The sequence below is a fragment of the Microbacterium sp. ABR10 genome (assembly GCF_057812175.1).
The window spans coordinates 327,365-353,585 of sequence record NZ_CM173821.1; the positions used below are offsets into that span (position 1 = coordinate 327,365).

At 70.6% G+C, this 26,221-nt stretch carries 25 protein-coding genes; 11 read left to right on the forward strand and 14 right to left on the reverse strand.

Going from position 1 to position 26,221, the window contains the following annotated elements; translation table 11 throughout:
- Window position 1: 1 nt before the first annotated feature.
- The 5 genes from ACXKZF_RS01410 to ACXKZF_RS01430 form a co-directional block, all read right to left on the reverse strand.
- Window positions 2-943 carry a carbohydrate ABC transporter permease gene (locus ACXKZF_RS01410; RefSeq protein WP_055959674.1) on the reverse strand — a complete coding sequence of 314 codons (942 nt, stop codon included), beginning with the start codon at window positions 941-943 and terminating at the stop codon, window positions 2-4.
- Window positions 944-1,006: 63 nt separating this feature from the next.
- Window positions 1,007-2,299: a sugar ABC transporter substrate-binding protein gene (locus tag ACXKZF_RS01415; RefSeq protein WP_488985174.1), complete on the reverse strand. Its 1,293-nt coding sequence runs from the start codon at window positions 2,297-2,299 to the stop codon at window positions 1,007-1,009.
- A 62-nt stretch (window positions 2,300-2,361) separates the two neighbouring features.
- Window positions 2,362-3,411, reverse strand: coding sequence for a LacI family DNA-binding transcriptional regulator (locus ACXKZF_RS01420; protein WP_055959670.1), 1,050 nt, complete (start codon window positions 3,409-3,411; stop codon window positions 2,362-2,364).
- A gap of 518 nt (window positions 3,412-3,929) precedes the next feature.
- Window positions 3,930-5,267, reverse strand: coding sequence for a uracil-xanthine permease family protein (locus tag ACXKZF_RS01425; protein WP_055959668.1), 1,338 nt, complete (start codon window positions 5,265-5,267; stop codon window positions 3,930-3,932).
- Between the two features lie 131 nt (window positions 5,268-5,398).
- The gene (locus ACXKZF_RS01430; RefSeq protein ID WP_243224223.1) at window positions 5,399-6,331 is read right to left on the reverse strand and encodes a phosphoribosylaminoimidazolesuccinocarboxamide synthase; all 933 of its coding nucleotides are present in this window, start codon (window positions 6,329-6,331) and stop codon (window positions 5,399-5,401) included.
- A gap of 109 nt (window positions 6,332-6,440) precedes the next feature.
- Between ACXKZF_RS01430 and ACXKZF_RS01435 the strand changes: the two genes are divergently transcribed.
- The 3 genes from ACXKZF_RS01435 to ACXKZF_RS01445 all read left to right on the forward strand — a co-directional run bounded on the left by ACXKZF_RS01435 (window position 6,441) and on the right by ACXKZF_RS01445 (window position 10,559).
- On the forward strand, window positions 6,441-8,174 hold the full coding sequence (locus tag ACXKZF_RS01435; protein WP_055959664.1) for a BCCT family transporter: 1,734 nt from the start codon (window positions 6,441-6,443) through the stop codon (window positions 8,172-8,174).
- Window positions 8,175-8,364: 190 nt separating this feature from the next.
- Window positions 8,365-8,988, forward strand: a complete 624-nt coding sequence (locus ACXKZF_RS01440; protein ID WP_488985175.1) for a PadR family transcriptional regulator — start codon at window positions 8,365-8,367, stop codon at window positions 8,986-8,988.
- The gene (locus tag ACXKZF_RS01445; RefSeq protein WP_488985176.1) at window positions 8,985-10,559 is read left to right on the forward strand and encodes a DHA2 family efflux MFS transporter permease subunit; all 1,575 of its coding nucleotides are present in this window, start codon (window positions 8,985-8,987) and stop codon (window positions 10,557-10,559) included. The genes ACXKZF_RS01440 and ACXKZF_RS01445 overlap by 4 nt, the downstream gene beginning before the upstream one ends.
- Window positions 10,560-10,779: 220 nt before the next feature.
- On the opposite strand, the gene ACXKZF_RS01450 is transcribed toward ACXKZF_RS01445, so the two are convergent.
- The gene (locus ACXKZF_RS01450; RefSeq protein WP_488985177.1) at window positions 10,780-11,121 is read right to left on the reverse strand and encodes a TfoX/Sxy family protein; all 342 of its coding nucleotides are present in this window, start codon (window positions 11,119-11,121) and stop codon (window positions 10,780-10,782) included.
- 128 nt (window positions 11,122-11,249) lie between these two features.
- Here ACXKZF_RS01450 and ACXKZF_RS01455 point away from each other — a divergent pair, with 128 nt between their 5' ends.
- The 6 genes from ACXKZF_RS01455 (at window position 11,250) to ACXKZF_RS01480 (ending at window position 15,266) form a co-directional block, all read left to right on the forward strand.
- A complete protein-coding gene (locus ACXKZF_RS01455; RefSeq protein WP_488985178.1) occupies window positions 11,250-11,669 on the forward strand; it encodes an SRPBCC family protein in 420 nt (139 codons plus the stop codon).
- The gene (locus ACXKZF_RS01460; protein ID WP_055959654.1) at window positions 11,666-12,076 is read left to right on the forward strand and encodes an EVE domain-containing protein; all 411 of its coding nucleotides are present in this window, start codon (window positions 11,666-11,668) and stop codon (window positions 12,074-12,076) included. The genes ACXKZF_RS01455 and ACXKZF_RS01460 overlap by 4 nt, the downstream gene beginning before the upstream one ends.
- Window positions 12,073-12,528: a MarR family winged helix-turn-helix transcriptional regulator gene (locus ACXKZF_RS01465; RefSeq protein WP_055959652.1), complete on the forward strand. Its 456-nt coding sequence runs from the start codon at window positions 12,073-12,075 to the stop codon at window positions 12,526-12,528. The genes ACXKZF_RS01460 and ACXKZF_RS01465 overlap by 4 nt, the downstream gene beginning before the upstream one ends.
- 110 nt (window positions 12,529-12,638) lie before the next feature.
- Window positions 12,639-13,298: a hypothetical protein gene (locus ACXKZF_RS01470; RefSeq protein WP_488985179.1), complete on the forward strand. Its 660-nt coding sequence runs from the start codon at window positions 12,639-12,641 to the stop codon at window positions 13,296-13,298.
- Between the two features lie 9 nt (window positions 13,299-13,307).
- Complete coding sequence (locus ACXKZF_RS01475) at window positions 13,308-13,937, forward strand: TetR/AcrR family transcriptional regulator (protein ID WP_488985180.1); 630 nt, start codon at window positions 13,308-13,310, stop codon at window positions 13,935-13,937.
- Window positions 13,938-13,982: 45 nt separating this feature from the next.
- Complete coding sequence (locus tag ACXKZF_RS01480) at window positions 13,983-15,266, forward strand: glycosyltransferase (protein ID WP_488985181.1); 1,284 nt, start codon at window positions 13,983-13,985, stop codon at window positions 15,264-15,266.
- A 35-nt stretch (window positions 15,267-15,301) separates the two neighbouring features.
- Here ACXKZF_RS01480 and purD read toward each other — a convergent pair whose 3' ends face one another.
- A complete protein-coding gene (gene purD / locus ACXKZF_RS01485) occupies window positions 15,302-16,573 on the reverse strand; it encodes a phosphoribosylamine--glycine ligase (protein WP_488985182.1) in 1,272 nt (423 codons plus the stop codon).
- A gap of 88 nt (window positions 16,574-16,661) precedes the next feature.
- The gene (locus ACXKZF_RS01490; protein ID WP_488985183.1) at window positions 16,662-17,378 is read right to left on the reverse strand and encodes an alpha/beta fold hydrolase; all 717 of its coding nucleotides are present in this window, start codon (window positions 17,376-17,378) and stop codon (window positions 16,662-16,664) included.
- Window positions 17,379-17,493: 115 nt separating this feature from the next.
- Between ACXKZF_RS01490 and ACXKZF_RS01495 the strand changes: the two genes are divergently transcribed.
- Window positions 17,494-17,850 carry a sterol carrier family protein gene (locus ACXKZF_RS01495; RefSeq protein ID WP_243223984.1) on the forward strand — a complete coding sequence of 119 codons (357 nt, stop codon included), beginning with the start codon at window positions 17,494-17,496 and terminating at the stop codon, window positions 17,848-17,850.
- A 155-nt stretch (window positions 17,851-18,005) separates the two neighbouring features.
- Here the strand turns inward: ACXKZF_RS01495 and ACXKZF_RS01500 are convergent, their stop codons facing one another.
- The 6 genes from ACXKZF_RS01500 to ACXKZF_RS01525 form a co-directional block, all read right to left on the reverse strand.
- Entirely contained in the window at window positions 18,006-18,938 is a 933-nt protein-coding gene (locus tag ACXKZF_RS01500) for a sugar kinase (protein WP_488985184.1), read from the reverse strand.
- A 106-nt stretch (window positions 18,939-19,044) separates the two neighbouring features.
- Entirely contained in the window at window positions 19,045-19,677 is a 633-nt protein-coding gene (locus tag ACXKZF_RS01505; protein ID WP_488985185.1) for a bifunctional 4-hydroxy-2-oxoglutarate aldolase/2-dehydro-3-deoxy-phosphogluconate aldolase, read from the reverse strand.
- Window positions 19,667-20,893, reverse strand: coding sequence for a D-mannonate dehydratase ManD (manD, locus tag ACXKZF_RS01510; RefSeq protein ID WP_055959633.1), 1,227 nt, complete (start codon window positions 20,891-20,893; stop codon window positions 19,667-19,669). The genes ACXKZF_RS01505 and manD overlap by 11 nt, the downstream gene beginning before the upstream one ends.
- 168 nt (window positions 20,894-21,061) lie before the next feature.
- Window positions 21,062-22,462: an MFS transporter gene (locus ACXKZF_RS01515; RefSeq protein WP_055959632.1), complete on the reverse strand. Its 1,401-nt coding sequence runs from the start codon at window positions 22,460-22,462 to the stop codon at window positions 21,062-21,064.
- Between the two features lie 52 nt (window positions 22,463-22,514).
- Window positions 22,515-23,519, reverse strand: a complete 1,005-nt coding sequence (locus tag ACXKZF_RS01520; protein WP_488985186.1) for an L-idonate 5-dehydrogenase — start codon at window positions 23,517-23,519, stop codon at window positions 22,515-22,517.
- 43 nt (window positions 23,520-23,562) lie between these two features.
- Window positions 23,563-25,116, reverse strand: a complete 1,554-nt coding sequence (locus tag ACXKZF_RS01525) for a mannitol dehydrogenase family protein (protein WP_488985187.1) — start codon at window positions 25,114-25,116, stop codon at window positions 23,563-23,565.
- Window positions 25,117-25,175: 59 nt separating this feature from the next.
- Between ACXKZF_RS01525 and ACXKZF_RS01530 the strand changes: the two genes are divergently transcribed.
- Window positions 25,176-26,177, forward strand: coding sequence for a LacI family DNA-binding transcriptional regulator (locus ACXKZF_RS01530; protein ID WP_488985188.1), 1,002 nt, complete (start codon window positions 25,176-25,178; stop codon window positions 26,175-26,177).
- Window positions 26,178-26,221 lie beyond the last annotated feature (44 nt).

Here is a 26,221-nt window from a genome sequence, read left to right on the forward strand (position 1 = left end):
GTCAGTTCTTCTCTCGGGTCAACCAGCGCTGGATGAGCGCGATGATGAGCACGGCGACGAAGAACAGTAGCGAGATGGAGGCGGCGTAGCCGATCTCCTGCTGCTCGTAGCCCTTGCGCACGGCGTGGAACACGACGGTCGACGTCGAGTTGAGGGGACCGCCCTGGGTCATCACGTCGACCTGCACGAACAGGCCGAGGGCGGCGATGGTGATCGTGACGAGGACGAACACCATGGTGGGGCGAAGTCCGGGCCAGGTGACGTTGGTGAACTGGCGCCAGCGGCTCGCGCCGTCCATGCGCGCGGCCTCGTAGAGCTCCTCCGGGATGGTCTGCAGCCCCGCGAGCCAGATGATCATGTGGAAGCCGACGGCCTGCCAGATCGACAGCACGATGATCGCGCCGAGTGCTGTGCTCGGGTCGTTCAACCAGTCGGCGCCTTTCAGGGCTCCGAACGTGAGCGTGTCGATCATCGAGTTGATGAGGCCGTCGCTCTGGTACATGAAGCGCCAGAGGATCGACACCACGACGATCGAGGTGACGACGGGGATGAAGAAGACGACCCGGAAGAACGTCGTACCGCGCAGGCGCTGGTTCACCAGCACGGCGAGCAGCAGACCGAGGCCCGCCTGGACGGGGACGACGACCAGCGCGAACAGGAAGGTGTTCAGCGCCGACTGCAGGAACACCGGGTCGGCGGTGAAGGCCCGGAAGAAGTTGTCGAGACCGACGAAGCGCGGGGGGTTGGGCGAGATCAGGCGGGCGTTAGTGAACGACAGGGTGAAGGCCAGCAGCACCGGCACGATGAGGAAGAGCAGGAGCAGGAGGGCGGCGGGGGCCATCATCGCCAGGCCCGCCCACGTCTCGCGACCGCGTGAGGTGCGGAAGCGGCGAAGGGATCGGCGCGGCTGCTTCGCCGCGGCGACCGGAGGAGACACGGTCATCAGGTTCTTCTTTCGCGGGGTGCGGTGGGGGCCCGGAGCGGACCCCCACCGCTGGACGCGGCGTCAGTTCGCGCCGTAGCCGTCGTTGGAGGAGATGTTGGTGTCGATCTCGGTGACCGCGGCATCCAGTGCCGACTGCACGTCGGCGCCGTTCATGATGTCCTTGGCCGCGGTCTCGAACGTGCTCGAGATCACCGCGTACGCGGGGGTCTCGGGGCGCAGCACGGCGTACTCCTTCGAGAACTCCGCGAACGGCCGCAAGGGGCCGTCGGTGGAGTTGAAGTACTTCGACGCCTCGGTGGCCGCCTCGGTGGCGGGGATCACGAGCTGCTCGTCGGCGAACTGAGTGATGTACTCGTCGTTGAAGCTGAACTCCAGATACTCGCGCGCGCCCTCGGGGTCGCTGCACGACGCCGAGATGCCCCACTGCCACGAACCTCCACCGATCTTGGGACCGTTGCCGAGGTCCGGCGGCGGGAGGATCAGCAGGTCGTCGCCCACGGCATCCACCGCGGCGAGACCGTTCCACACACCGGTGTAGCTGAGCGCGACGTCACCGTCGACGAACTCCTGGTTGCCCACGGTGCCGCCGCTGTTGGCGTAGCCGTTGGTGAAGAGCGACTGGAACCATTCGCCCCACTTCACGGCATCCGGTCCGTTCAGGGCGCCGTCGGCCGAGAGCATGGTGTCGCGGTCGATGAGGTCGCCGCCGAAGCTCTGCAGGAACGGGGAGTAGGCGTAGGGCCACCACTCGCCCGTGTCCTCGGCACCGAGGTCGATCGGGGTCTCGTACCCGGCGGCCTTCAGAGTCGCGAGGGCGGCGTCGAACTCGGTGGCCGTCCAGGGCTGGTCCATGGTGGGGATGCGGATGCCGTTGGCGTCGAGCACCGACTTGCGCGCGAAGATGCCGAGGGCGGCATCCCAGTACCCGGCCGAGTAGATCTCGTCGTTGTACTTTCCGACCGCGGTGGGCAGCAGCTTGTCGGTGATGTCGCTCGAGAGGCCGAGCGGCTGCAGGTAGTTCGCCCACGCCCAGTTGGGCATGATGGGGCCGTCGAGGTCGAGCAGGCAGGGCAGGTCGCCCGAGGCCGCCGCCGCGACGATCGCGTCGTTGTACGCGCCCTGCGGGAACGACTCGGTCTTGACCTCGTACTGCTCCTGCGAGGCGTTGAAGTCGCTGATGATCTGCTCGTAGACCGCGAGCTCGGCGGGGTTGCCGGCCGAGTGGGTCCACATGGTCAGGACGGTCCGACCGTCTTCGGTCGTCGCGCCTCCCTGACCTGCCTGGCCGCAGCCGGTCAGCGCGAGCGCTGCGACGACACCTGTCGCGGCGAGCGGGATGAAGGACTTCTTCATCGTGTTCCTTTCGAGTGGCGGCGACATCGCTGTCGCCGGAGAGGGGGCCGCGTGGTGCGGCGTCAATCCGTGGCCCGGGGGTCCCGTGCGCTGCCGAGGTGCGCGGGAGGGCCGACGGAAGCCCGACGAACGATCGGGCAGTCCATGAGGTGGGGGGAATCGATGTCGGCCTCGCGGAGGCCGAGGGCGACCTCCATCGCCCAGCGGCCCATGGCCGCGTGGGGGAGCGAGACGGTGGTCAACGGCGGGTCGAGTTCCGACGCGACCAGCTGCTGATCGTCGTAGCCGACGATCGACAGGTCCTCGGGAATCCGGATGCCGTGGCGGTGCGCCCACGTCACGACCCCGGCCGCGATGCGGTCGTTGTAAGCGAAGACGCCGGTCGGGCGCTGCTCGGGCGCGAGCGCGAACAGCGCGGCGGCCGCCTGCTGCCCGCCCGCCGCCGAGGTCGGCGAGAACACGTGGAGGGCGGGGTCGGGCTCGATGCCGGACTCGGCCAGCACGTCGAGGTAGCCGCGCAGACGGAGTTGTGCGGCCACCGGGCGGTCTTCGTCGTTGTCGATGAAGGCGATGCGGCGGTGTCCGGCGTCGACGAGCTCCTGGGTGGCGACCCGGCCGCCGGCGTAGTCGTCGGGCACGACGGCGGGGTACCCGCCGTCTTCGGGGCGGCAGTCGAGGAACACCGTGCCGGCGGGGAGGCCCGCGGGCGCCGGGATGACCCGGTGGTACATCGAGGCGTAGACCATGCCGTCGACGCGGTGATTGACGAGAGTGGAGATCGCGTCGGATTCGATCTCGGGGTGGCCGTCGGTGTCGACGAGGATGACAAGTCGGCCGTTCTCGCGGGCGACCTCTTGCGCGCCGGCGAGCATGCGGCCGGCGAAGGGAGTCGTGGCGATGCGGTCGGAGACGAGGCCGATGGTGCCGGTGACGCGGGTGCGCAGGCTCCTGGCGATCGGGTTGGGCGAGTAGCCCACCTCGTCGGCGACGCGGCGGACCCGCTCTTTGGTCTCGTCGGAGATGCGCGACTCGGCGTCGTTGAGCACGAGCGAGACCGTCGCGGGGGAGACGCCGGCCGCTTTCGCGACGTCGGTCAGACGCACTCGAGTCATCGCCCCACCCTCCATTGGATAATCGATTTATCTTGCTGATAAACCGATTTATCAGCGACCGAGATCAGTGTGCAGTCTGGGGCGGCGTGGTGTCAAGTAACGGTGGAGTAACGGTGGGTGCGGTGGTGTCGTGGTTCACCCCAGTTGGTGGCCGTGTCCCGATAGGTGCAGACCGCGTCCCGATTTGTGCTGCCTGGGACGCCTCGAGACCGCACAAAGTGGGACATGGTCTGAGCGAGCTGAGCGAGCTGATCCAACGAGCGAGCTGAGCCAGCTGAGCGAGCTGAGCGAGCTGAGCGAACGAGCGAGCTGAGCGAACGAGCGAGCTGAGCGAACGAGCGAGCTGAGCGAACGAGCGAGCTGAGCGAACGAGCGAGCTGAGCCAGCTGAGCGAGCTGAGCGAGCCGCGCCGCGGCCCGGAAACGCCGAACGCACACGCTCCGAAGGTGTGGGAACGTGTGCGTTCGAGCCGATCGTGCGATCTCGGCGCGGGACGCCGCGCCAGCGGCGCCGCGCGGTCAGGCGGGGTCGCCGCCCAGCGGGCCGACCGCGGGGATGGGGCCGCCGTCGTCGGCGCCGGTCCGGCGGGCGCGGGCGATGGCGTTGCCGAGGTGGTAGATGACCAGGGCGGCGACCGACCCGAGCACGATGGCGCCCAGCTGGAACTGCCCGAACTGCAGGGTGAACCCGGCGATCGCCATCACCAGCGACACCGCGCCGGTGTACTGGTTGACCGGGCGTGAGAAGTCGACGCGGTTGTCGACCCAGATCTTGATGCCGATGATGCCGATCAGGCCGTAGAGGGCGGTGGTGACGCCGCCGAGCACCCCGGGCGGGATGGTGTTGAACACCGCGCCGACCTTGGGCGAGAGGCTCAGCACGATCGCGGTGAGACCGGCGACCCAGTACACCGCGGTCGAGTACACGCGGGTCGCGGCCATCACGCCGATGTTCTCGCCGTAGGTGGTGGTGCCCGAGCCGCCGAAGGTGCCGGCGAGGGTCGTGGCGACGCCGTCGGCGATGAGGGCGCGACCGGTGGAGCGGTTGGCCGTGGCATCCGTCATCGCGGCGACTCCGCGCACGTGGCCGACGTTCTCGGCGACCAGCACGAGCACGACGGGCAGGAACATCGCGATGACCGACCAGGTCGCGGGGGTGGTGAAGTCGGCGAACTGGAACGTGGGAAGGCCCACCCAGGGCGCGGCCTCCACGGCTCCGAAGTCGATGAGCATCTCACCCGAGACGGCCTGGATGATCACGGTCGCGACATAGCCGACGATGACCCCGAGGAAGATCGAGATGCGGCCCAGGAAGCCGCGGAACAGCACGCTGAACAGGATCACCGCCACCAGGGTGATGGTGCCGGGCAGGGGCTGCAGCTGGAAGTTCGACCATGCGACGGGGGCGAGGTTGAAGCCGATGAGGGCGACGATCGCGCCGGCGACGACCGGCGGCATGACCTTGTCGACCCAGCCGAGACCGACGAACTGCACGACGAAACCGATGGCCGCGAGCAGGATGCCGACGGCCACGATTCCCGCGAGCGCCGACCCCGTGCCGGCCATGGTGGTGGCGGCGGTGATCGGTGCGATGAACGCGAACGACGACCCCAGGTAGCTGGGGAGGCGGTTGCGCGTGACGAGCAGGAACAGCAGCGTTCCCACGCCCGAGAACAGCAGGGTCGTCGACACCGGGAAGCCCGTGAGCACCGGTACGAGGAAGGTGGCGCCGAACATGGCGATGACGTGCTGGAGCCCGATCGCGATCGTCGCGCCCCAGTTCAGACGTTCGCCGGGGGCGACGACGGCCCCCGGGGCGACGGTGCGGCCGTTGCCGTGCAGTTTCCAGCGGAACATGTGTCTCCTCAGGGGATGAATGGATGCCGAGATCACGCGCCTCTCGCGAGGTCACGCCCCGTTGCGTCGAACCGCGCGTGAGCTCGGCGAAAGCGGGTCGTCTCGGCGACGCGCCGGCGCGGGAAGGCGGGTCAGGACGCCGTAAGCAGGCGCAAGAGCGTCGCGTAGCGCTCGCGCGTACGCTCGACGATCTCAGCGGGGAGTGCGGGCGGTTCGCCCTGCTTGTCCCAGTTCTCCGACAGCCAGTTGCGCACGATCTGCTTGTCGAAGCTCGCCATGCGCTCGGCGGGGGTGGTGCCGGTGCGCCAGGCCTCGGCATCCCAGTACCGGGACGAATCCGACGTCAGCACCTCATCGGCCAGCGTCAGCACGCCGTCCGCGTCGAAGCCGAACTCGAACTTCGTGTCGGCGAGGATCAGCCCGTGCGCCTCGGCGGTCGCGGAGGCGCGGCGATAGATCTCCAGCGACGCATCGCGCAGCGCCGTCGCCGTGTCGGCGCCGACGAGCTCGACCGACCTCTCGAACGTGATGTTCTCGTCGTGCTCGCCCATCGGGGCCTTGAAGGCGGGGGTGTAGAGCGGCTCCGGCAGGCGGTCGCCGTCTTCGAGCCCCTCGGGGAGGGGGATGCCGCACACCGTGCCCTCTGCGCGGTACTCGGCCCAGCCCGATCCGGTCAGGTAGCCCCGCACGACGCACTCGATCGGTTGCATGTCGAGCGAGCGGACGAGCATCGCGCGTCCTTGCACGGCATCCGGGATCAGCTCCACCGTGTCGTCGCCCTCGAGCGCATGGTCGGGAGCGAGGTGATTCGGGATGCCGCGACCCCCGTCGGCGCCGGCGAGCTGGTCGAACCACCACAGGCTCAGTGTCGTCAGGAGCGCGCCCTTGCCGGGGATGCCGGGGGAGAGCACGTGATCGAAGGCGCTGACGCGGTCGCTCGCCACGACGAGCAGGTGCGCAGGAGCCGCCTCGTCGCGGGTGTCGGCGGGGACGTAGAGGTCGCGCACCTTGCCGGAATAGATGTGGCGCCAACCGGGGAGCTCGAGCGGGGGAGCGAAGGTCACCCGCTCATTATTGCGGGTGCGGAGGGTCGGCACCGGCGCGGATTGTGCCACACCGCTCGCTCGGGCGCCTGCCCGCCGGCCGCCGGCGGCCCCTGGCTACCCTGGAAAAATGACCGAGGCAGCCCCCGACACCGCGGCATCCATCGACCCCCACGCGGGGAGCCGCCACTCGACCATCCGCGGCTGGGTCTTTTGGCCCGCTGCGGCCATCGCCCTGGCCTTCATCGCCTTCGCCCTGCTCTTCCCGAACGCCGCGGAGGCGACCTTCGGTGCCGTGCAGACCTCGATCGTCTCGGCGTTCAACTGGTACTACGTGCTGATCGCCGCGTTCTTCGTCGTGTTCGCCCTCGCCATGGGGTTCAGCCGATTCGGCAACATCAAGCTCGGCCAGGACGACGACGAACCGGAGTTCTCAACGATGTCGTGGTTCTCGCTGCTGTTCGCGGCGGGAATGGGCATCGGTCTGGTGTTCTACGGGGTGAGCGAGCCGCTCAGCCACTTCGTCGAGCCGCGCCCGGGCGTCGAGGGCACCCCGAACCAGCTCGCGCAGCAGGCGATGTCGCAGACGTTCCTGCACTGGGGCGTTCACGCGTGGTCGATCTACGTCGTGATCGGTCTCGCGCTCGCCTACGCCTTCCATCGCCGCAAGCGTCCTCGTACGATCCGCTGGGCGCTCGAACCCATCCTCGGCGCGCGCCTCGTGCAGGGAGCATGGGGCAACGCGGTCGACGTCGCGGCTCTCGTGGGCACGCTGTTCGGTGTGGCGACGTCGCTCGGTCTCGGCGTCATCCAGATCAGCGCCGGTCTGGACTACCTGGGCATCGTGTCTCCGTCGGTGATCAGCGAGGCGATCATCGTGGGCATCATCACCGGCTTCGTGCTCTTCTCGGTGCTCTCGGGCGTCGGCAAGGGCATGAAGTGGCTGTCGAACATCAACCTCGTCCTCGCCGGTGTGCTGATGCTGTACCTGCTGTTCACCGGGCCCACCGAGTTCCTCCTGCGCGATGTGGTGCAGTCGATCGGCAACTACATCCAGAACTTCGTCGGACTCTCCTTCACCACGAGCGCGTACTCGGGCGAAGACGGCGTCGCCTGGCAGGGGACGTGGACGTCGTTCTATTGGGGCTGGTGGATCTCGTGGGCCCCCTTCGTCGGCATTTTCATCGCGCGCATCTCGCGCGGTCGCACGGTGCGGGAGTTCGTCACCGGGGTGATCCTGGTGCCCACGCTCGTCGGCATCCTGTGGTTCACCGTGCTCGGCGGCACGGCCATCTACGGCGAGCTGACCGGAACCGTGAGCCTCGTCGGTGCGGACGGCTCGGTCAACGTGTCGACGGCGCTCTTCCAGATGCTGCAGGGGGTGCCCGGCGCAGTGTTCCTGTCGATCGGCTTCCTCGTGCTGATCGGGATCTTCTTCGTCACCTCCGCGGACTCCGGCGCGCTGGTCATGGGCATGATCGCCACGGGCGGCGAGGAGGAGCCCAAGCGCTGGGTGCGCGTCTTCTTCACCCTCGCGACCTCGCTCATCGCGTTCGCGCTGCTCCTGGCGGGCGGTCTCACCGCGCTGCAGGCGGCGGCGATCAGCATCGCCCTGCCGTTCAGTCTCGTCCTGCTCGCCATCTGCTGGGCCACGGTCGTGGCCTTCCGGCGCGAGCTGCGCGCGTACGACAAGGCCGAGCGAGCGCAGCTGCGCGACTCGATCGGCGAGCACTACGGGCTCGAGGTCGAGGAACCCAACCAACGCGGCATCTTCGGCATCCCGGTGCGGTGGGGTCAACGACGGGCGGACCCGAACGCGTCTCCGCCCGTGCGGCCCGAGGCGCCGTCGTCGCCGCAGTCCTGACGCCGTCCCCTCCGCGTACCCCTCCCTCTCCCACGCCCACCCCCCTGTCGAGTGTCCAGAACACGCCGTGTGTGCTTGTGCGACGCGGCGTGTTCCGGACGTTCAACGGGTCTGCGCGGGGGTTCGCGTGCGGTTCGTAATGGGCGTATAGTCCACGTGGACTAGTCGACACGGACCACGAGGAGGACGTATGCCGCAGCCCCTCCGCCTCACCCCGATCGCGGTCATGATCCTCGCGACCCTGCGCCAAGCCGACATGCACACCTATGAGATGGTGCGCCTGCTGAAGGAGCGTCGCGACGACCGCCTGGTCCCCCTGCAGAAGGGCACGATCTACCACACGGTCGCCCGCCTCGAGCGTGACGGCCTGCTCGCCGAGGTCGGCGTCGACCGCGACGGCAACCGCCCCGAGCGCACGACCTACACGCTGCTTCCCGCAGGCCGCCAGGCTGTGGAGGAGTGGGTGCGCGCCGAGCTGCCCCAGATCGACCGCGCGAGCGACTTCCGCGTCGCCCTCTCGGAGGCGCACAACCTCGAGCGCGACGAGGTCGTCGCCCTGCTCGACCAGCGCCGTGCCCTGCTCGTCGCCTCGGTGGGCGAGCACCGCACGGGACTCGCCGGGGCGACCCAGCGCGAGACCCCCGAGCAATTCCTCGTCGAGCTGCAGCGACAATCCGCTCTGCTCGACGCCGAACTCGCGTGGCAGGACTCCCTGCGCGCGCGCCTCGCCGACCGCTCCCTCGCCTGGGGCATCGCCGAGATCCCCGAGCACATCAAGAACAAGCGTCACGTCTCGAAGGAGACCACCCCATGACCGACTCCCGCGCCGCCTCCGCGGCATCCACCCCCACCGGGTCGACCCGCACCGGGTCCACCCGCACCGCCGAACGCAGCCCCTGGCCCGCTCTCTGGGCGCTCGTCATCGGGTTCTTCATGATCCTGGTCGACACCACGATCGTGTCGGTGGCGAACCCCGCCATCAAGGCGGCCCTCGACCCGAACACGGGCAACCTCGACAACGTGGTGTGGGTCACCAGCGCCTACCTGCTGACCTACGCCGTTCCGCTGCTCATCACAGGCCGCCTCGGCGACCGCTTCGGCCCGAAGAACATCTACCTCATCGGCCTCGCGCTCTTCACCATCGCCTCGCTCGCCTGCGGTCTCGCCCCCTCGCTCGAGATGCTGATCGCCGCCCGCGCCGTGCAGGGCCTGGGAGCGGCGATGATGACGCCGCAGACGATGGCCGTCATCACCCGCACCTTCCCGCCGCAGAACCGCGGAGCGGCCATGGGCCTGTGGGGCGCGACCGCGGGTGTCGCCACCCTCGTCGGTCCGCTCGCGGGCGGCCTGCTCGTCGACGGCCTCGGGTGGGAGTGGATCTTCTTCATCAACATCCCCGTCGGCATCATCGGGTTCATCGCCGCCGTCATCCTCGTGCCGCAGCTGCCGCGCACCGCCCACAAGTTCGACATCGTCGGAGTGGTGCTCAGCGCCGTCGGCCTGTTCCTCATCGTGTTCGGTCTGCAGGAGGGCGAGCACTACTCGTGGGCCGCATGGATCTGGGCGATGGTCGCGGCGGGTATCGCCGTGATGGCGCTGTTCATCTGGACGCAGGCACGCAGCAAGGGCGAACCGCTCGTGCCGCTCGACCTTTTCCGCGACCGCAACTTCTCGATCGCGAACCTCGCCATCGCCGCCGTCGGCTTCACCGTGACGAGCATGGCGCTCCCGCAGATGTTCTATCTGCAGCTCGCCCGTGGCCTCACCCCCACCGAGTCGGCGCTGCTGCTCATCCCGCTCGCCATCCTCTCGGGCGTGCTCGCTCCCTTCGCTGGCAAGCTGCTCGACCGCACCGACCCGCGATTCCTGCTCGTGCCGGGTCTGCTGCTCGTCGGCGGAGCGCTGGGCATCTACGTTGCGCTCATCCTGAACGACGCGCCGATCTGGATGTTCCTCATCCCCTCCGTCTTCATGGGCATCGGAAACGCCGGCATGTGGGGTCCCCTCGCGACCACCGCGACGCGCAACCTCCCACCGCGTCAGGCGGGCGCCGGCGCCGGCATCTACAACACCACCCGCACCGTCGGATCGGTGATCGGTTCGGCATCCATCGCCGCTTTCATGCAGGCGCGTCTCGAGGCCAACCTGCCCGGGGCGGGCGATGCCGGGGCGAGCTTCGGAACCGGAACGCTTCCGCCGCAGATCGTCGGCGGATTCTCCGAGGCCATGGGTCAGTCGCTCGTGCTGCCGATCATCGTGATCGGCGTGGGTCTGGTCGCCGTGCTGTTCATGCGTCGCCCCTCGGTGATCCGGCCGCACGGCGCTCCGCGCGTCGCGGCCCCGGCCGCACAGGCGCAGGCCGCACCGGCCGCCGCGGGCGAGTAGCGCTCCGACCCTGAACGCCGTCGTCCCCGCGTGGGGCGGCGGCGTTCGTCGTTTGCGCCCAGTGGCCAGGCGCTCGCGTCGGACGGGTCGCGGCGGTGACGAGGGGAGGAGCTGGGGTGGAGGGAGGGTGGATGCCGGGCCGGCGGTCCTCCGCTCGCCGCATCTCCTCCGCGGGGCACGGTTCAGCGGCGGTGACGCTCGGCGCTGTCGCCGCTCGAGGCTACGGCGTGATCTCGTCGACGAACGCGCGGGCCTCGTCGATGAGGCTCTGCCACCGGTCGGCGCCCGCGTCGAAGGGTACCTCCGCCCACTCGCGCAGTGGCCGCCCGCGCATGATCATGGGCCCGGCCACTCCTTCGTCGACGATCTCGCCGATGCGCTTCTCGGGCAGTTTCACCACCAGCGAGCCGTTGTGCACGACGAACGCGAAGACCTTCTCGCGGATACGAAGGCCCTCGGTGCCGAACATGCGCCCGATGTCGACGCCGGGCAGCTCGCACTGTCGCTCCGCGATCGGATCGAAGATCTCGCGGCCGCGAGCCATGGCATCCCTGTCGACCATGGCCCACACGCTAGCGGCGAGGGGAGGCTCGGGCCAGAGGGCGAAGGTGACGGCGACGGGGTTCGTGCGTATGCGACGGGCGCGGATGGCGCCTTGCCAAGAAAGTAGTATGCGCGCATACTAAATACATGCGCACCCTCGCCTCCGCGGTCCGTGAATCCTCCGCTTCTCCCGCCTCGTTCTTCGCCCGGTGGGTCGACCACGACACGTGGCGGGAATGGTCGCCCGATACCGACCGGGTGCGCATCGCGCACCCGGTCGCGCAGGGCAGTCGCGGCATCCTGAAGCCCGAGGGCGGACCGCGCGTGAGGTTCGTCGTCGCCGAGCTCGAGGCCGACCGTGTTTACACCGATGTCACACGGATGCCGGGAGCCCGACTGACGTTCCGTCACGGCGTCGAGCCCACCGCCGGGGGGTCTCGTGTCACCGCCGAAGTGACGATCGACGGTCCGCTGTCGGGGCTGTGGGCGCGCACCGCGTTCGCCGGCTTCGAGCAGTCGGTTCCCGCCGATCTCGACCGGCTCGTCGCCGTGGTGGAAGGCCGATGACCGCCTGGATCGGCGTTGCGTCCGCGGAGCACGTCGCGCGCGGTGTCGCGCTCGGTATCGCCCAGATCGGCCACGGCAAACGCCCCGGGCTCGCCCGCATGCGGCCGGGCGACACGCTCATCTATTACTCGCCGGTGCACCGCCTCGGCGATACCGCGAAACTGCGGGAGTTCACCGCCATCGGACGCGTGGACGAGGGGGAGATCTGGCAGGCCGACGAGGGGGACTTCCGTCCGTTCCGTCGGGCGGTGACGTATCGAGCGGCGCGACCCGTCGCCGTCGCCGACCTGCGGGGCCGGCTCGCTCTGACCGCCGAGCCGAACTGGGGGTATCAACTCCGGCGCGGTCTTGTCGAGATCGCGCCGGCCGACGCCGACGTCATCGAGCACGCGATGATCGAGAGATGACGAACCCCCTCGACAGCCGCTTCCCGACCGGCGATGTGAGTCCCGGGTTCTTGTTGTGGCAGGTGACGAACCGGTGGCAGGCCGCGATCCGTCGAGCGCTCGCCCCGCATGAGCTGACGCACGTGCAGTTCGTCCTGCTGGCGGTGCTCACCTGGGGCGACACCGCTGAAGGAATGACCCAGGCCGAGTTGAGTCACCGCGCGGGCGCCGACCCGATGATGGTGTCGCAAGTCGTCCGGGCGCTCGCCGAGCGCGGTCTCGTCGAACGGCATCCGGATGCCGCGGACCGCCGCGCCATTCGCGTGCGTGCCACCGCCGAGGGGTGCGAGCGGGCGCGGGCGGCCAACAACGCCGTCGAGGACGTGGATGAGGCGGCGTTCGGGGATCGGGCGGGCGATCCCAGCCCGCTCGCCGGTCATCTTGCCGACGTACTGCGCCGGCTGCAGTCCTGAGGCCGCGACACGATCGTCGGTGAGTCGTGGCGGGCGGTTCCATATTCATTTATACGCCGCTATAGTGAAAACGAGCCGCCGTCCGATCCCGGTCACTCGCAGGAGCATCCATGACCACCTCCGCCCCGCACATCACCACCCCCACCGCCGTCGCGAGCGACGCCGCGACGATCGGCCCCCGCCCGCGGTGGGCCCGAACCGCCGGCATCCTGATCGCCGTCGGCGGGGCTCTGCTCACCGCGGCGACCGCGATCGAGCTCACCGCCGACGTCGCCACCGAGTCCGGGCCGGCGACGGCCTTCTGGGTGCTCTTCCTCGCGAGCACGCTCGCCCACGTCGCGGCGATGGTCCCGCTCGCGCTGGGCCGAGGCGACGGAGAGGGCGCCGTCGGCTCGTCTCTCGTGGGCAAGGTCGCGCTTCTCGGGTTTGGGGCTCTGTTTCTCGCGAACCAGAGCATGTACCTCGTCACGGCCTACCTGCTGCCGTCCGCCGTGTTCACCGATGGGGCGATGGCGTTCCTGGTCGGGATGAGCGCCGCGCAGGGCATCGCCCTGCTGGTCGGCGGCATCGTCATCGTCCGCGCCGCGGTTCTGACGGGCGCGGCACGCGGGGCCGTCTTGGTGCTGGCTCTCGTCGGCTTCGCGCTCGGCGCCGTGCTCAACCTCAGCACCATCGAGGCGCTGTCGAACGCGATGTACTTCGTCTCCACCGGCGCGCAGATCGTCGCGGGGCTCGTGCTCTTCCGGTCGACGGTCGCGGCGGCGAAGTAGCGTTCTCCCGTGCCCCGCAGCTACCACTCTCCCCGACGGCAGGCCGACGCAGCCGAAACCCGCGCGACGATCGTCGAGGCGGCGGCCCGGCTCTTCGTCCGCGACGGGTACGTCGCCACCTCGATCAAGGCGATCGCGGCCGAGGCGGGGGTGTCGGTTCCCACGGTGCACCTGAACGGGCCCAAGCACGCCTTGCTCATCGCGGCCTTCGAGCGCACGTTCGCGGGAGACGAGGGGAGGCACTCGCTCGCCGATCGCCCCGAACTCATCGCGATCATGGGCGAGCCCCACACCGATACCGCGATCACCCGATACGTGGATTTCCTCATCGACGCCAATCAGCGCTCGGCGGCGATCGTGCGCGCGATGGTGGCCGCCGCCGACAGCGACCCGGAGGCGCGCGCCGCCTACCTCGACCTCGAGATGCGCCGCCACCGCGACATGACGATCGCCGCGGGCTGGTTCCAGCAGCGCGAGCGCATCCGCGTCGACCAGCTCGACGTCGCCGCCGACGTCCTGGGGCTCATCACCGGCCCGGATCCGTGGACGCACCTCACCGTGGCCCGCGGGTGGGACGTCGCCGCCTACCGCACCTGGCTGACCGCGCAGCTCGTCCACCTCTCCGACAACCTCGCCTAGACCCCCGCCCCTCGGCGGACAGGGTCATCCTCGAAAGACGCAGACATGACACCCTCCGCCCTGCTGTGCAGCATGCCCGCCACAGGCCACGTGGGCCCGCTCCTCGTCGTCGCGCAAGAACTGCAGCGGCGCGGGTGGCGCGTGCGCCTGCTCACCGGGTCGCGGTACCGGCGGATGGTGGAGCAGGCCGGCATCCTGTTCCTCCCTCTTCCGGCCGAGGCGGACACGCTGGACGGGATCGGCGCCGACGAACGCGATCGCGGGCTCGCGACCATCAACCGCGGCGTCGAGCGCGCCTTCGTCGACCCCGCAGCGCCGGCCGCGGCCGCCCTCGAGCAGATCCTGCGCGACGAACCCGCCGACGTGGTGCTGCACGACATGACCTTCCTCGGCGTGCAGACCCTGTTCGCACGGCCGCGCTCTCAGCGCCCCCTCACGGTGATGTGCGGCATCGGGCCGGCGGGTTTCTCCAGCAGTGACACGGCCCCGTACGGGCTCGGCATCACGCCGCTGCGGCACCCCACGCTCAACCGCCTGCGCAACGGTGTGCTGGGGGTGACGGCCAAGACGGTGCTGCGTCCCGTGCACCGCTCGCTCGACCGCTTCCTCGCGGGGGTCGGCGCGCCGCCCCTGAACGGCGCGTTCTTCATGGACGTCCTCTCGCGCAGCGACCTGCTCGCGCAGTTCACGGTGCAGGAGTTCGAATACGCCCGCCGCGACGCCCCGGCCGCCCTCCGGTTCTACGGCCCCATGGTCTCGGCCACCGCCCATCCCGTTGCGGCGCCGGCGTGGTTCGACGACCTCGACCCGACCCTGCCGCTCGTGCACGTCACGCAGGGAACGGTCGCGAACACCGATTACACCGAGGTGATCGAGCCGACGCTCGCGGCGCTGGCCGACCTGCCCGTGCAGGTGGCCGTAACCACCGGTGGGCGCGACGTGGAGACCCTGCCCGAGCTCCCCGACAACGCCTTCGCCGCGAGCTACCTGCCCTACGACGACCTGCTTGCGCGAACGAGTGTGCTGGTCACCAACGGCGGCTATGGGGGCCTTCACCATGCGATGCGCCACGGCGTACCGATCGTGATCGCCGGCGACTCGGAAGACAAGGTCGAGACCTCCGCGCGCGTGCAGCACGCCCGGGTGGGCGTCAACCTGCGGACGGGACGTCCGACTCCGGATGCCGTCCGCACGGCCGTCCAGCGCATCCTCACCGACGATGGCTATGCAGCCCGCGCCCGCCGTATCGGCGACGCGATCGCGGTCGCTCCCGGCGCCCCCGGGCTCGTCGACGACGTCGAGCAGCTGCTCGCCGCCCGCCGCCGCTGATCTCGCTCCTCGCAGGAGCGCCGAGACCCCCGGTGTCAGGCCTCGACGACGCGCACGGCGATGTCGGTGCGGTACTGCCCGCCCTCGAGGCCGATGCGCTCGAGCCCGGCGTAGGCCGCGGTGCGCGCCTCGGCGAACGTCGTGCCGGTGGCGACCACGCTGAGCACGCGTCCGCCGGTGGCGACGAGCTCGCCGTCGCGGAGCGCCGTGGCGGCGTGGGCGACGTGTACGCCGTCGACCTCTCCGGCCTCGTCGATGCCCGTCAGCACTCGACCGGTGAGCGGCGCCTCGGGGTAGCCCTCGCTCGCGAGCACGACCGTGACCGCGGTCGCCTCGGCGAACGCGGGGCGGGGCTGATCCTCGAGTGTGCCCGAGGCAGCGGCCAGCAGCAGCCGCGACAGCGGGTCGACCAGGCGGGGGAGCACGACCTGCGTCTCGGGATCGCCGAATCGGGCGTTGAACTCGATGACCTTGACGCCCTGCTCGGTGAGGATGAGTCCCGCGTAGAGCAGTCCGATGAAGGGGGTGCCCTCGGCATCCATCTGTCGGATCACCGGTTCGGCGATCGCACGGGTGACGTGGTCGACGAACTCGTCTTCGCCGCCGAAGCGGTCGGTGAGCCACGGCAGCGGCGAGTAGGCGCCCATGCCGCCGGTGTTGGGGCCCTCGTCGCCGTCGCGCAGGCGCTTGAAGTCCTGCGCGGGGCTGAGGGGTGCGACGTGGTCGCCGTCGCTGAGGAAGAAGAGCGACACCTCGGGTCCGGAGAGGAACTCCTCGATCAGCACGGCGCCGGTGGGCAGATAGGTTTCGGCGTGCGCGATGGCGGCGCCGCGATCGGAGGTGACGATGACGCCCTTGCCCGCGGCCAGGCCGTCGGCCTTGACCACGTACGGGGCGCCGTACTCGTCGAGGGCCGCTTCGACCGATGCCAGGTCGCCGGCGCGCGCGGAGCGTCCGGTGGGGACGCCCGCAGCATCCATGATCCGCTTCGCGTACGTCTTCGAGCCTTCGAGCTGGGCTGCAGCCTTGCCGGGACCGAAGACGGGGATGCCGTGGACTCGCAGCGGATCGGCGACACCGGCGACCAGCGGCGCCTCAGGCCCGACGATGACCAGGTCGACGGCCTCGGCCTTGGCGAACTCGAGCACGGCCGTGGGATCGAGCGGATCGAGGTCGACCAGGTGCGCCTCGCGGGCGATGCCGGCGTTGCCGGGCGCGGCGAAGATCGCGTGCGACTCCTCTTCAGAGCGCAGGGCGAGGATGATGGCGTGCTCGCGCGCGCCCGAACCGAGGACCAGGATTCTCACGCGGCCAGCCTATCGAGCCCGCGACGGGCCTCCTCGAGGGTCCAGGACACGCCGCGACCGCTGAAGCAATGCGGCGCGTGGTGGACAGTCACCGCCGGGGACCGCCACGGGTGCAGGCGTCGTCGCGGAACGAGACGAGCGAACGCGTCAGTCCCGCGGGATCGACGAACGGCGACATGTGCGCGCCGTCGCCGACGTGGAGGACGGCTCGTGGCAGACGCCCGGCGAACGCCGCCATGACCTCGGGCGTCGAGACCCCGTCGTGCCTCTGCGCGAGAAGGGTGACGGGGACGTCGAGCGTCGCGGCCTCGGCGGCTCGGTCGAACGTGGAGATGGCGCGCAGTGCGCGTGCCCAGTCCCGCGGCGCGCGGTGAGCGACCGCGAGGTCGGCTGCCGCACGGGCGACCGCGTCGCCGTGAGCCGCCAGCTCCGCGGCGACGAACCAGCGAGCCAGACCCGCCTCGACGGTCGGTCCCTTCCCGGCAGCGACCGCGTCGGCGACCGCCGCGAAGGCGGGGAACGGGGTGTCGCGGCTGCACAGCACCGTCAGCGAGCGGACCCGCTCGGGCTGGGCCAGTGCCAACTCGAGCACGATCTGTCCGCCGAATGAGTGACCGACGAGATCCCAGCGGCCCGGCGGCAGCGAGGGAGCGAGGCGACCGGCCACCGTGGCCTGGACGTCGACGCCGTCGGGCAGGTGCGACACGTCGGGGCAGACGACGGGTTGGTCCGTGAGCCGCGACGACACCCCGTCCCACACCGCGGGGCTCAGCGGGGTGCCGTGCACCAGGACCCAGGTCGTCACGCCCTCAGGGTGGCACCCCGTCGTCCGCGCGCGCGGCGCCGCGCGGCAGGCGCGACGTGGCGGATGCGGGTACGCGACCCGGCGACCCGCGTGCGCCGCGGGTAGCGTGGATGCCATGCCTCCCCGCCGTATCGAGACCGGAGACGGCCGTGCAGCCCTCGCCGCCGTCGCCGCCGGAGACGCCCCGCGCCCGGCGACCGCCACAGCGGTGCGCTACCTGCTGCAACTGCTGGCCGAGAAGGCGCCCGGCAACTCGGTCGAGATGCGTGTGCCGCCCTTCGGCGCCGTCCAGGTGATCGAGGGCCCCCGCCACACGCGAGGCACCCCGCCCAACGTCGTCGAGACCGATGCCGCCACCTGGATCGCCGTCGCCACGGGTCAGGAGCACTGGGCGGATGCCACGACCGCGGGCCGCATCGTCGCCTCCGGCGTTCGCGCCGACATCAGCGCGCTGCTGCCGCTGCGGCCCTAGGCCCGCCCTCCTGCCGCCCCCCCGCTCGCGCCGAGACGCCACCGGTGGGCGCCGAGACCGCATTCGTTCGCCGAGGCCGCACGGTATTGCGAAAGAACACGTGCGGTCTCGACGAACGGATGCGTCCTCGCGGAGCGCCGAGGGGTGCGCCCTCCTCAGCGCTGAACCGGGTCGCCGCCGCCGGCGAGGAACCGCACCAGGTCGCGGCGGGTCGGGGCCGCCTCCCAGTCGCCGGGCACGAGGCACGCCATGGCGCCGCAGGCGTTGGCGCGCACGAGCGTGTCGGCGACGTCGAGTCCCTCGAGGTGGGCGCTGAGGTAGCCGGCGACGAACGCGTCTCCGGCGCCGACGGTGTCGAGGGGGTCGATGACGAAGCCGAGCGCCTCGGTGAGGCCGGTGTCGGTGAAGACCGCCGCCCCCGCGGGACCGCGTTTGACCACGACGTGCGCGACGCCGGCGACGAGCAGCGATTCCGCGGCATCCGGGGTCAGCAGGGCGAACTCCTCCACGCCGCCGAAGACCAGCGTCGCGCGCTCGGCGATCTCGCGCAGGAGGGGCCCGGCGACGTCGGGGGCCGCCAGCGCGGAGCGGTAGTTCACGTCGAAGCTCACCGGCACGCCGGCGTCGCGGGCACGATCGACGGCGGCGAGCACCGCGTCGTGTGCCGTGGTCGACAGCAGCGGGGTGATGCCGGTCACGTGGAGCAGGTCGGCATCCTCGATCCATCCGGCGGGGATGTCGGAGGGCGCGAGGCGCGAGCCGGCCGAGCCGCGCCGGTAGTAGTGGACCGCGGTGGATGCCGCAGACGGACGCTCCTTCAGCATCAGGCCCGTCGCCGCTCCGTCGTCGACGAGCGCGTGCACGTCGAGGCCTTCTCCGCGCAGCTCTCGCGCGATGCGCTCGCCGAGGGGGTCGTCGCCCACGCGGCCGAGCCAGGAGGTGTCGACCCCGAGGCGCCGCAATCCGACGGCGACGTTGCTCTCGGCCCCGCCGATGCCGAGCGCGAGGCCCGCGGCGTGCCGGAGCGACCCGATCTCGGTGGTGCGGGCGAGCGCCATCGTCTCGCCGAGGGTGACGACGCGGGTCATGCGTCGGCCCCCGTGTCGCGGGCCGACCTCGCAGCCGCAGGCGCGACGCCGGGACGGCCGACCGCCGAGGTGGCGGTGCGGGCCCGACCCGCCGGGGAGACCCCGCTCACGCCGAGACCCCCGCGCACACCTCGACGAACCGCTCGGCCCTCGCGCGCAACGCGCCCAGATCGCCGCCCCGGAACGCGTCGCCGAGCAACGGCCCGCCGACGCTGACCGCCACGGCGCCCGCCGCCAGCCACGCGGCCGCGCTGTCGGCATCCACCCCTCCGGAGGGGACGACGGCGATGTCGGGGAAGGGACCGCGCAGATCTTTGAGGTAGCCGGGGCCGACCTGGCCGGCCGGGAACACCTTGACCGCCGAGGCGCCCGCCGACCACGAGGCGAACAGTTCGGTGGGAGTGAGCCCTCCCGGGACGATCGGCATGCCGGCGGCGACCGCGTGCTCGACCAGCGCGGTCGAGGTGATCGGGGTGACGACGTAGTCGGCGCCGACGGCGATCGCGCGCTCGAGCTGGTCGAGGTTCGTGACCGTGCCGATGCCGAGGTCGCCGTCGAACGACCCGCGCAGCTCGGCGAAGGCGTCGAACGTGCCCGGCGTCGTGAGGGTCAGCTCGACGCTCTGCACGCCCGCGTCCGCGAGTGCGGCGAGCACCGGTGCGTAGTGCGACGCCGCGGACGCGCGGGCGACCACGACGAGCTTCGACGAGACGGTGCGGGTGGGGAGCTCACCAGTCATGGACGGTCCCGTCGAGCAGGCGGTTCACGGGCAGGTAGGCCTTGGTGTACTCGAACGCGCCGGCGGCCTCCTCGTCGAGCTCCACGCCGAGACCGGGCTGGTCGCCCGGGTGGAGGAACCCCCTGTCGAAGGTGAAGGAGGTCTGGAACACCTCGAGCGTCTGCTCGTTGTGCGGCATGTACTCCTGGATGCCGAAGTTGTGGATCGCGAGGTCCAGGTGCAGGGCCGCCGCCATGCCGACGGGCGAGATGTCGGTGGGACCGTGGATGCCGGAGCGGATGCCGTAGATCGCGGCGAAGTCGAGCAGCTTCTTCATCGCGGTGATGCCGCCGGTGTGGGTGACGGCCGAGCGGACGTAGTCGATCAGGCGCTCGGTGATCAGCGTCTGGTAGTCGTACACGGTGTTGAACACCTCGCCGATCGCGAGCGGCGTCGTCGAGTGCTGGCGGATGAGGCGCAGCGCCGTCTGGTCCTCGCCGGGGGTGGCGTCCTCGAGCCAGAACAGGTCGTAGGGCTCGACGTCCTTCGCGAAGCGCGCCGCCTCGATCGGCGACATGCGGTGGTGACCGTCGTGGAGGATGCGCAGGTCGGTACCGAACTGCTCGCGGATCTTCGAGAAGATCCCGGGCATGTGGTTGAGGTACTGGCGCGTGTCCCACGTCTCCTCGGCCGGGCGGTCACCGGAGCGCTTCGCGGGCTCGTAGTCGTAGCGCACACCCGGGCCGGCGGCCGAGACGCCGTAGATCTGGCCGAGGCCGGGAACGCCGGTCTGCACGCGCACGGCGGTGAAGCCGAGCTCGCGGTAGCCCGTGATGGCGTTGGCCAGGGCCTCGAAGTCGGTCCCCGAGGCGTGCGCGTACACGCGGACGCCGTCGCGGCTCGCGCCTCCGAGCAGCTGGTACAGCGGCATCCCGGCCTTCTTGGCCTTGATGTCCCACAGCGCCATGTCGACCGCGGCGATCGCGGCCATCGTGACGGGGCCGCGGCGCCAGTAGGCGCCCCGGTAGAGGTACTGCCAGGTGTCTTCGATGCGGTCCTCGTCGCGGCCGATCAGCATCGAGGCGAGGTGGTCGGAGAGGTACGACGCCACCGACAGCTCGCGGCCGTTGAGGGTGGCATCCCCCCATCCGACGACGCCGTCGCTCGTGGTGATCTTGAGGGTGACGAAGTTGCGTCCGGGGCTGGTGACGATGACGTCGACGGAGGCGATGCTCATGAGGGACTTCCTGGTCGAGAGGTGGGGCGGGTCGGCATCCGGCCGTGAGGCGAGTGCAACGACCGTGAGAGGGAGGGATACCGGGCGGGCCCGCCGTCACGAGCCCACCCGGACGCGGGCTGCGCGGCCCGCCTGGTGACGGGGCTCCCCGGAGGAAGCCCCGCCGGATCACATCGCGGGGCGGGGATCCCGCAGGTCGCGGCCGGTCCACTCGGGTGCGACGATCGCGGCGACCAGGGCGGACGCCGTGAAGATGCCCATGAGCACCATGATCGGGATGATGCTGCCGGTCGCGGCGGCCACCCATGCGGCGGCGACGACCGGGCCGATGCCCGTGGCGATGATGGCGGCGACCTCGCGGACGACGGCGGTGAGGGTGTAGCGGTTGCGGGCACCGAAGATCTCGGGGATCGAGATGTTCTCCATGGATGCCAGACCCAGCACCGAGATGTTGTGGATCAGCGCGTAGCCGACGAAGATCCAGCCCACCTCGCGGGAGTTGATCAGCAGCAGGGTCGGGACGATCAGCACGAGCGACAGCGACGACATCACGATGTACATCCGGCGGCGACCGACCTTGTCGCCGAGGAACCCGACGAGGGGGATCGTGATGAAGCCGATCAGCGACGACACGATGACGATCTCGGGGCCGACCTCTTTCGAGATCGCGAGGGTGATCGTGATGAACGAGATGAGGTAGGTCTGCACGATGCCGGAGTTGCCGGCCTGGCCGAAGCGCAGGAAGAACGACACGAGGATGGCCTTCAGAGGCTTCTTCTGCAGCGACTCCAGCGTGCGGACGTCGTTGGTCTCGGTGGCCACGCGCTCCAGCTCGGCGCGCGAGAGCGCCTTGCCGTCGACGACGTCGGTGCGCTCCTCGAAGACCGGGCTCTCCTTGAGGTTGAAGCGCACCCACAGGGCGAAGAGCATGATCACGGCGCTGCCGATGAAGGGGATGCGCCAGCCCCACGCGATGACGTCGCTCTCCATCATCACGGCGAGCAGGATCGCCCAGATGCCCGAGGCGAAGAGGGTTCCGCAGTTGGTGCCGAGGGCGACCAGCGAGGCGACGACGCCGCGACGGTTATCGGGGGCGTACTCGGCGAGCATGACGCCCGCGCCCGAGATCTCGGCCCCCGCACCGAAGCCCTGCGCCAGACGCAGGATCACCAGCAGGATCGGAGCCAGGATGCCGACCTGCTCGTACGTGGGCAGCACGCCGATGAGGGTGGTCGCCGCTCCCATGAGCAGGATCGTGTAGAAGAGCACCTGCTTGCGGCCGATCTTGTCGCCGATGCGGGCGAAGAAGAACGCGCCGACGGGGCGGGCCACGTAACCCACGCCGTAGGTCGCCATCGCGAGGACGACCGCCATGGCGGCATCCCCTCCGGCGAAGAAGATCTGGCTGAAGACCAGGGCGGCGGCCAGCGAGTAGAGCTGGAAGTCCATGAACTCCAGCGCAGTGCCGAGCCAGCCCGAGACGGCGGCGCGGGCGAGGTCGCCGGTCGACCTCTTGGCGACGGGCGGTGACGTCGAGGCGTCGACGCCGGGGGCGGAAGAGCTGCTCATCGGATTACTCCTTTGTAGTGATGACGGGTCTGTGACAGCGGGTGTCGGTGGGTTAGAGGGAGAGGAGGACCTTGGCGGATGCCGAGGAGTCGCGCGCGGTGGCGAACGCGCTGACGGCGTCGGTCGCGGGGACGACGTGCGAGACGACCGCGTCGAGGGTGTCGGTCGACGCCAGCATCGCGATGGCGTCGTCGATCTCGGTCGAGAAGCGGAACGCACCGCGCAATGTGAGCTCCTTCGCGAGCATCGGGGCGAGGTTCACTCCGAGCTGGGTATCGGGGAGCATGCCGACCTGCACGACGGTGCCCGCACGGCGGGCTGCGCGCACGGCCTGCGTGAGGGCGACCCCCACGCCCGAGCACTCGAACACGACGTCGAACGATTCGTTCTCGATCGTGTCGGTGCCGACGAGGAAGGTCTCGGTCGCGCCGAGCGTCCGCGCCCGCTCGAGGGGTTCGGGTCGCACGTCGCTCGCGCCCACGACCTCGGCGCCCGCGTGGACGGCCGCGGCCGCGACGAGCAAGCCGATCGGACCCGCGCCGATGACGAGGGCGCGCCGGCCCGTGAGGTCGCCGGCCAGGCTCACCGCGTGGATGGCGACGGCCAGCGGCTCGGCGAGAGCGGCGCGCTCGAGGGGGAGCCCCTCGGGCAGAACGCGCACCATGTGCTCCTCCACGATGAGCAGCTCGGCGGCGCCGCCCTGACGGTGGGGGAATCCTGCGGCGCTGCCGAGGTAGTCGCCACCCGCGCGCAGGTGCGGGCGGTTTTCGAGACCCGCGACCGAGGGGCCGAATCGTGCCGGGTGCACGGTGACGGGGGTCCCCGGCGCGAGGCGTCCCGAGGGGTCGAGGTCGACCTCGGCGGAGAGTTCGTGACCGGGGGTCAGGGGCTCGCGGACGGCGTACTCGCCGTTCTTGCCGTGGAAGTAGTAGTGCAGGTCGGAGCCGCAGATGCCGACGTAGCGCACGCGCAGGCGCACCTCGCCGTCACCGGGCTCCGGGGTGGGGCGGTCTTCCCAGCGGATGTCCTCCGCGCCGTGGATCGCGAGAAGCTTCATCGCGTCTCCTTCGTGTCGTGTGCGCTTCTGGAGCGCCGGATGGTCAGGGGGTGGTGGTCGCCAGGGCTCGGGATGCCGAGAGGGCGTCGGCGACGGCGCTGTCGATGCCGCGCTGCACGATGGTGTCGAGCAGGTCACCGACCCGGTCGACGAAGGCGGTGCGGTGCGCGAGGTCTTCGCCGAACAGGTGCAGGTCGACGATGGCGCGGGCCGCGAGGTCGCGGCCACCGCGCCCGGCGCCTGCGGTGAGGCGCTCGCGCGCGTTGTCGTTCATCGCCGCGGCGTGCGGACCCGGGTCGAATCCGGCGGGCGGCGCGACGCAGGCGAGGTAGGCGGCGACGGTGAGGGCGATGAGGTGCGGGAACTCCCCGCGGTCCAGCGCCTGCAGGACGGGACCGGGGATGCGCTGGCCGAGCTTGACCGATCCGTCGGAGCCGACCTGGTCGGTGCGGTGTCCCAGTGCGCTGTTGCCCCAGCGCGCGAACAGCTCGCGCTCGTACTGCTCGACGTCGACGCCTGCGGGCGCGGTGACCGAGGGCTCGTACTCGTGACGCAGCACGGCCGCGGCGGAGGCCTCGATCTCGGGGAGGGCGATGGCATCCGGAATCGTCGCCGCGCCCTTCAGCGCGCCGAGGTAGGCGATGAGCGAGTGCGTGCCGTTGAGCAGACGCACCTTGAGCAGCTCGTACGCGCCGACCTCGTCGGTGAACACGGCGCCGCCGGCCTCCCACATCGGTCGTCCCGCGGCGAAGCGGTCTTCGATCGCCCACATCGTGAACGGCTCGGCGGGCACCGGCGCGTCGTCGCGCACGCCGAGCAGGGCGGCGACGCGATCGGCGAACTCCGGGGTCGTCGACGGGACGATGCGGTCGACCATGCTCGAGGGGAAAGTGACGGCGCGGTCGAGGTAGGCGAGGACGTCGGCACCTTCGGCATCCGGGAGCTCCTGCAGGAACGCCCGCACGAGCTTCTCGGTGTGCGAGCCGTTGGACAGCAGGTTGTCGCAGCTGAGGATCGACATCGGCTCGCCGCCGGCCTGGGCCCGACGCTGGAGCCCGCGGGCGAGCTGCCCGATCGTGGACCGGGGAGCGCCGCCGCGGATGTCGGCGGCGACGATCGGGTCGGCCACGTCGAGCCGCTGACTCGAGGGCGAGTAGTTGTAGCCGTTCTCGGTCACGGTGAGCGTGGCGATGCGGATCCGCGGGTCGGCGAGGTCGGCGACCACGCGCGCCGGGTCGTCGGCGGCGACGTAGGAGTCGGTGTGGACGCCCGGAATCTCGAGCGAGGTCCCCGTGGGCGAGACGGTCGCGACGGCGTAGAGGTGATCCTGCGCGTGCAGGGAGTCGACGATGCGCCGCGACCGCGAGGCGACGCCGACGATTCCCCAGTCCCCGCCGTCGGCGCGGAGGGCGGCGGCGGTGTAGACGGCCTGGTGAGCGCGGTGGAAGCTGCCCAGGCCCAGGTGCAGGATCCCGGCGGCGGCGGGCGCCGCGGGGATCGCCACCGTGCCGGACGTGGCGCGGGTCAGGCGAGCGGTCGCAGCGGCTCCGTCGGATGCGGCACGGGTCGCCTCGAGGGGATCGTCGATGATCGGCATGGAAACAGTGTGCAGTTGTTTGTACAAACTTGTCAAGTATTTACATCGAACGATGAAGGATGATGGACACACGGCGACAGGAGGTGGAGATGGCGGCGAACCTCACAGAAGTGGCGCGGCACGCGGGAGTGTCGATCGCCACCGCGTCACGCGCCTTCGGCGAACCCGACCGATTGGCGCCCGCCACGCTCGAGCGCGTGCGCCGATCCGCCGTCGAACTGGGGTACTCCACGCCCCAGGTGGCCACGGGGACGCGCACGATCGCGGTGGTGGTCCCGGATGCCGCGAACCCGGTCTACGCCACCCTGCTCAAGGCGATACAGGGGCAGGCGTGGCACGGTCGGCATCGCATCGTGTTGTTCGACGCCGACGAGGACCTCCGCCGCGAACGCGAATCCATCGAACTCGGATGCCGTACCGACGGCCTGGTGCTGTGCTCTCCGCGCCTTCCCGAGGACGAGGTGCTCGCTCTCGTCCGCGACACCCCGCATGTCGTGATCAACCGCGTCCTCCCCGGCGCGGTGTGCGTGGTGATGGATGCCGAGCGGGGACCGACCCAGGCGGTGGAGCACCTCTCGGCCCTCGGTCACGACCACGTCGCGTATGCGTCCGGACCGCACGGCTCCTGGGCCGACGAGCAGCGCGTGGGTGCCGTGGCCCGCGCGTGCGAGCGCTTCGGCATCCGTTTGACGCGATTGAGCCATCACGCGGCATCCATTCAAGGAGGCCGGGCAGGGGCCGCGGCCGCCGTCGCCAGCGGCGCCACCGCGGTGATCGCCTACAACGACCTCGTCGCCCTGGGCCTCGAGGCGGGAATGGCCGAGCTCGGCCGCGTCTGCCCCGACGACATCAGCATCGTCGGCATCGACGACATCGACCTCGCCGGCGCCGTCACCCCGAGTCTCACCACGGTCCGTATGCCGATCGCCCGCTCCGGCGCCCTGGCCGTCGAGCTGCTGCTTCAGGCGATGGTGGGCGGTGCACCGATCGACGAGACCGTGCTGCCCTCGCAACTCATCGTGCGCAGCTCCACCGCGCCGCCGCGTGGGCCCCGACGCTGACTCGACGCCGAAAGGTCACGGCCCACGGAGACCGCGACGGTGGG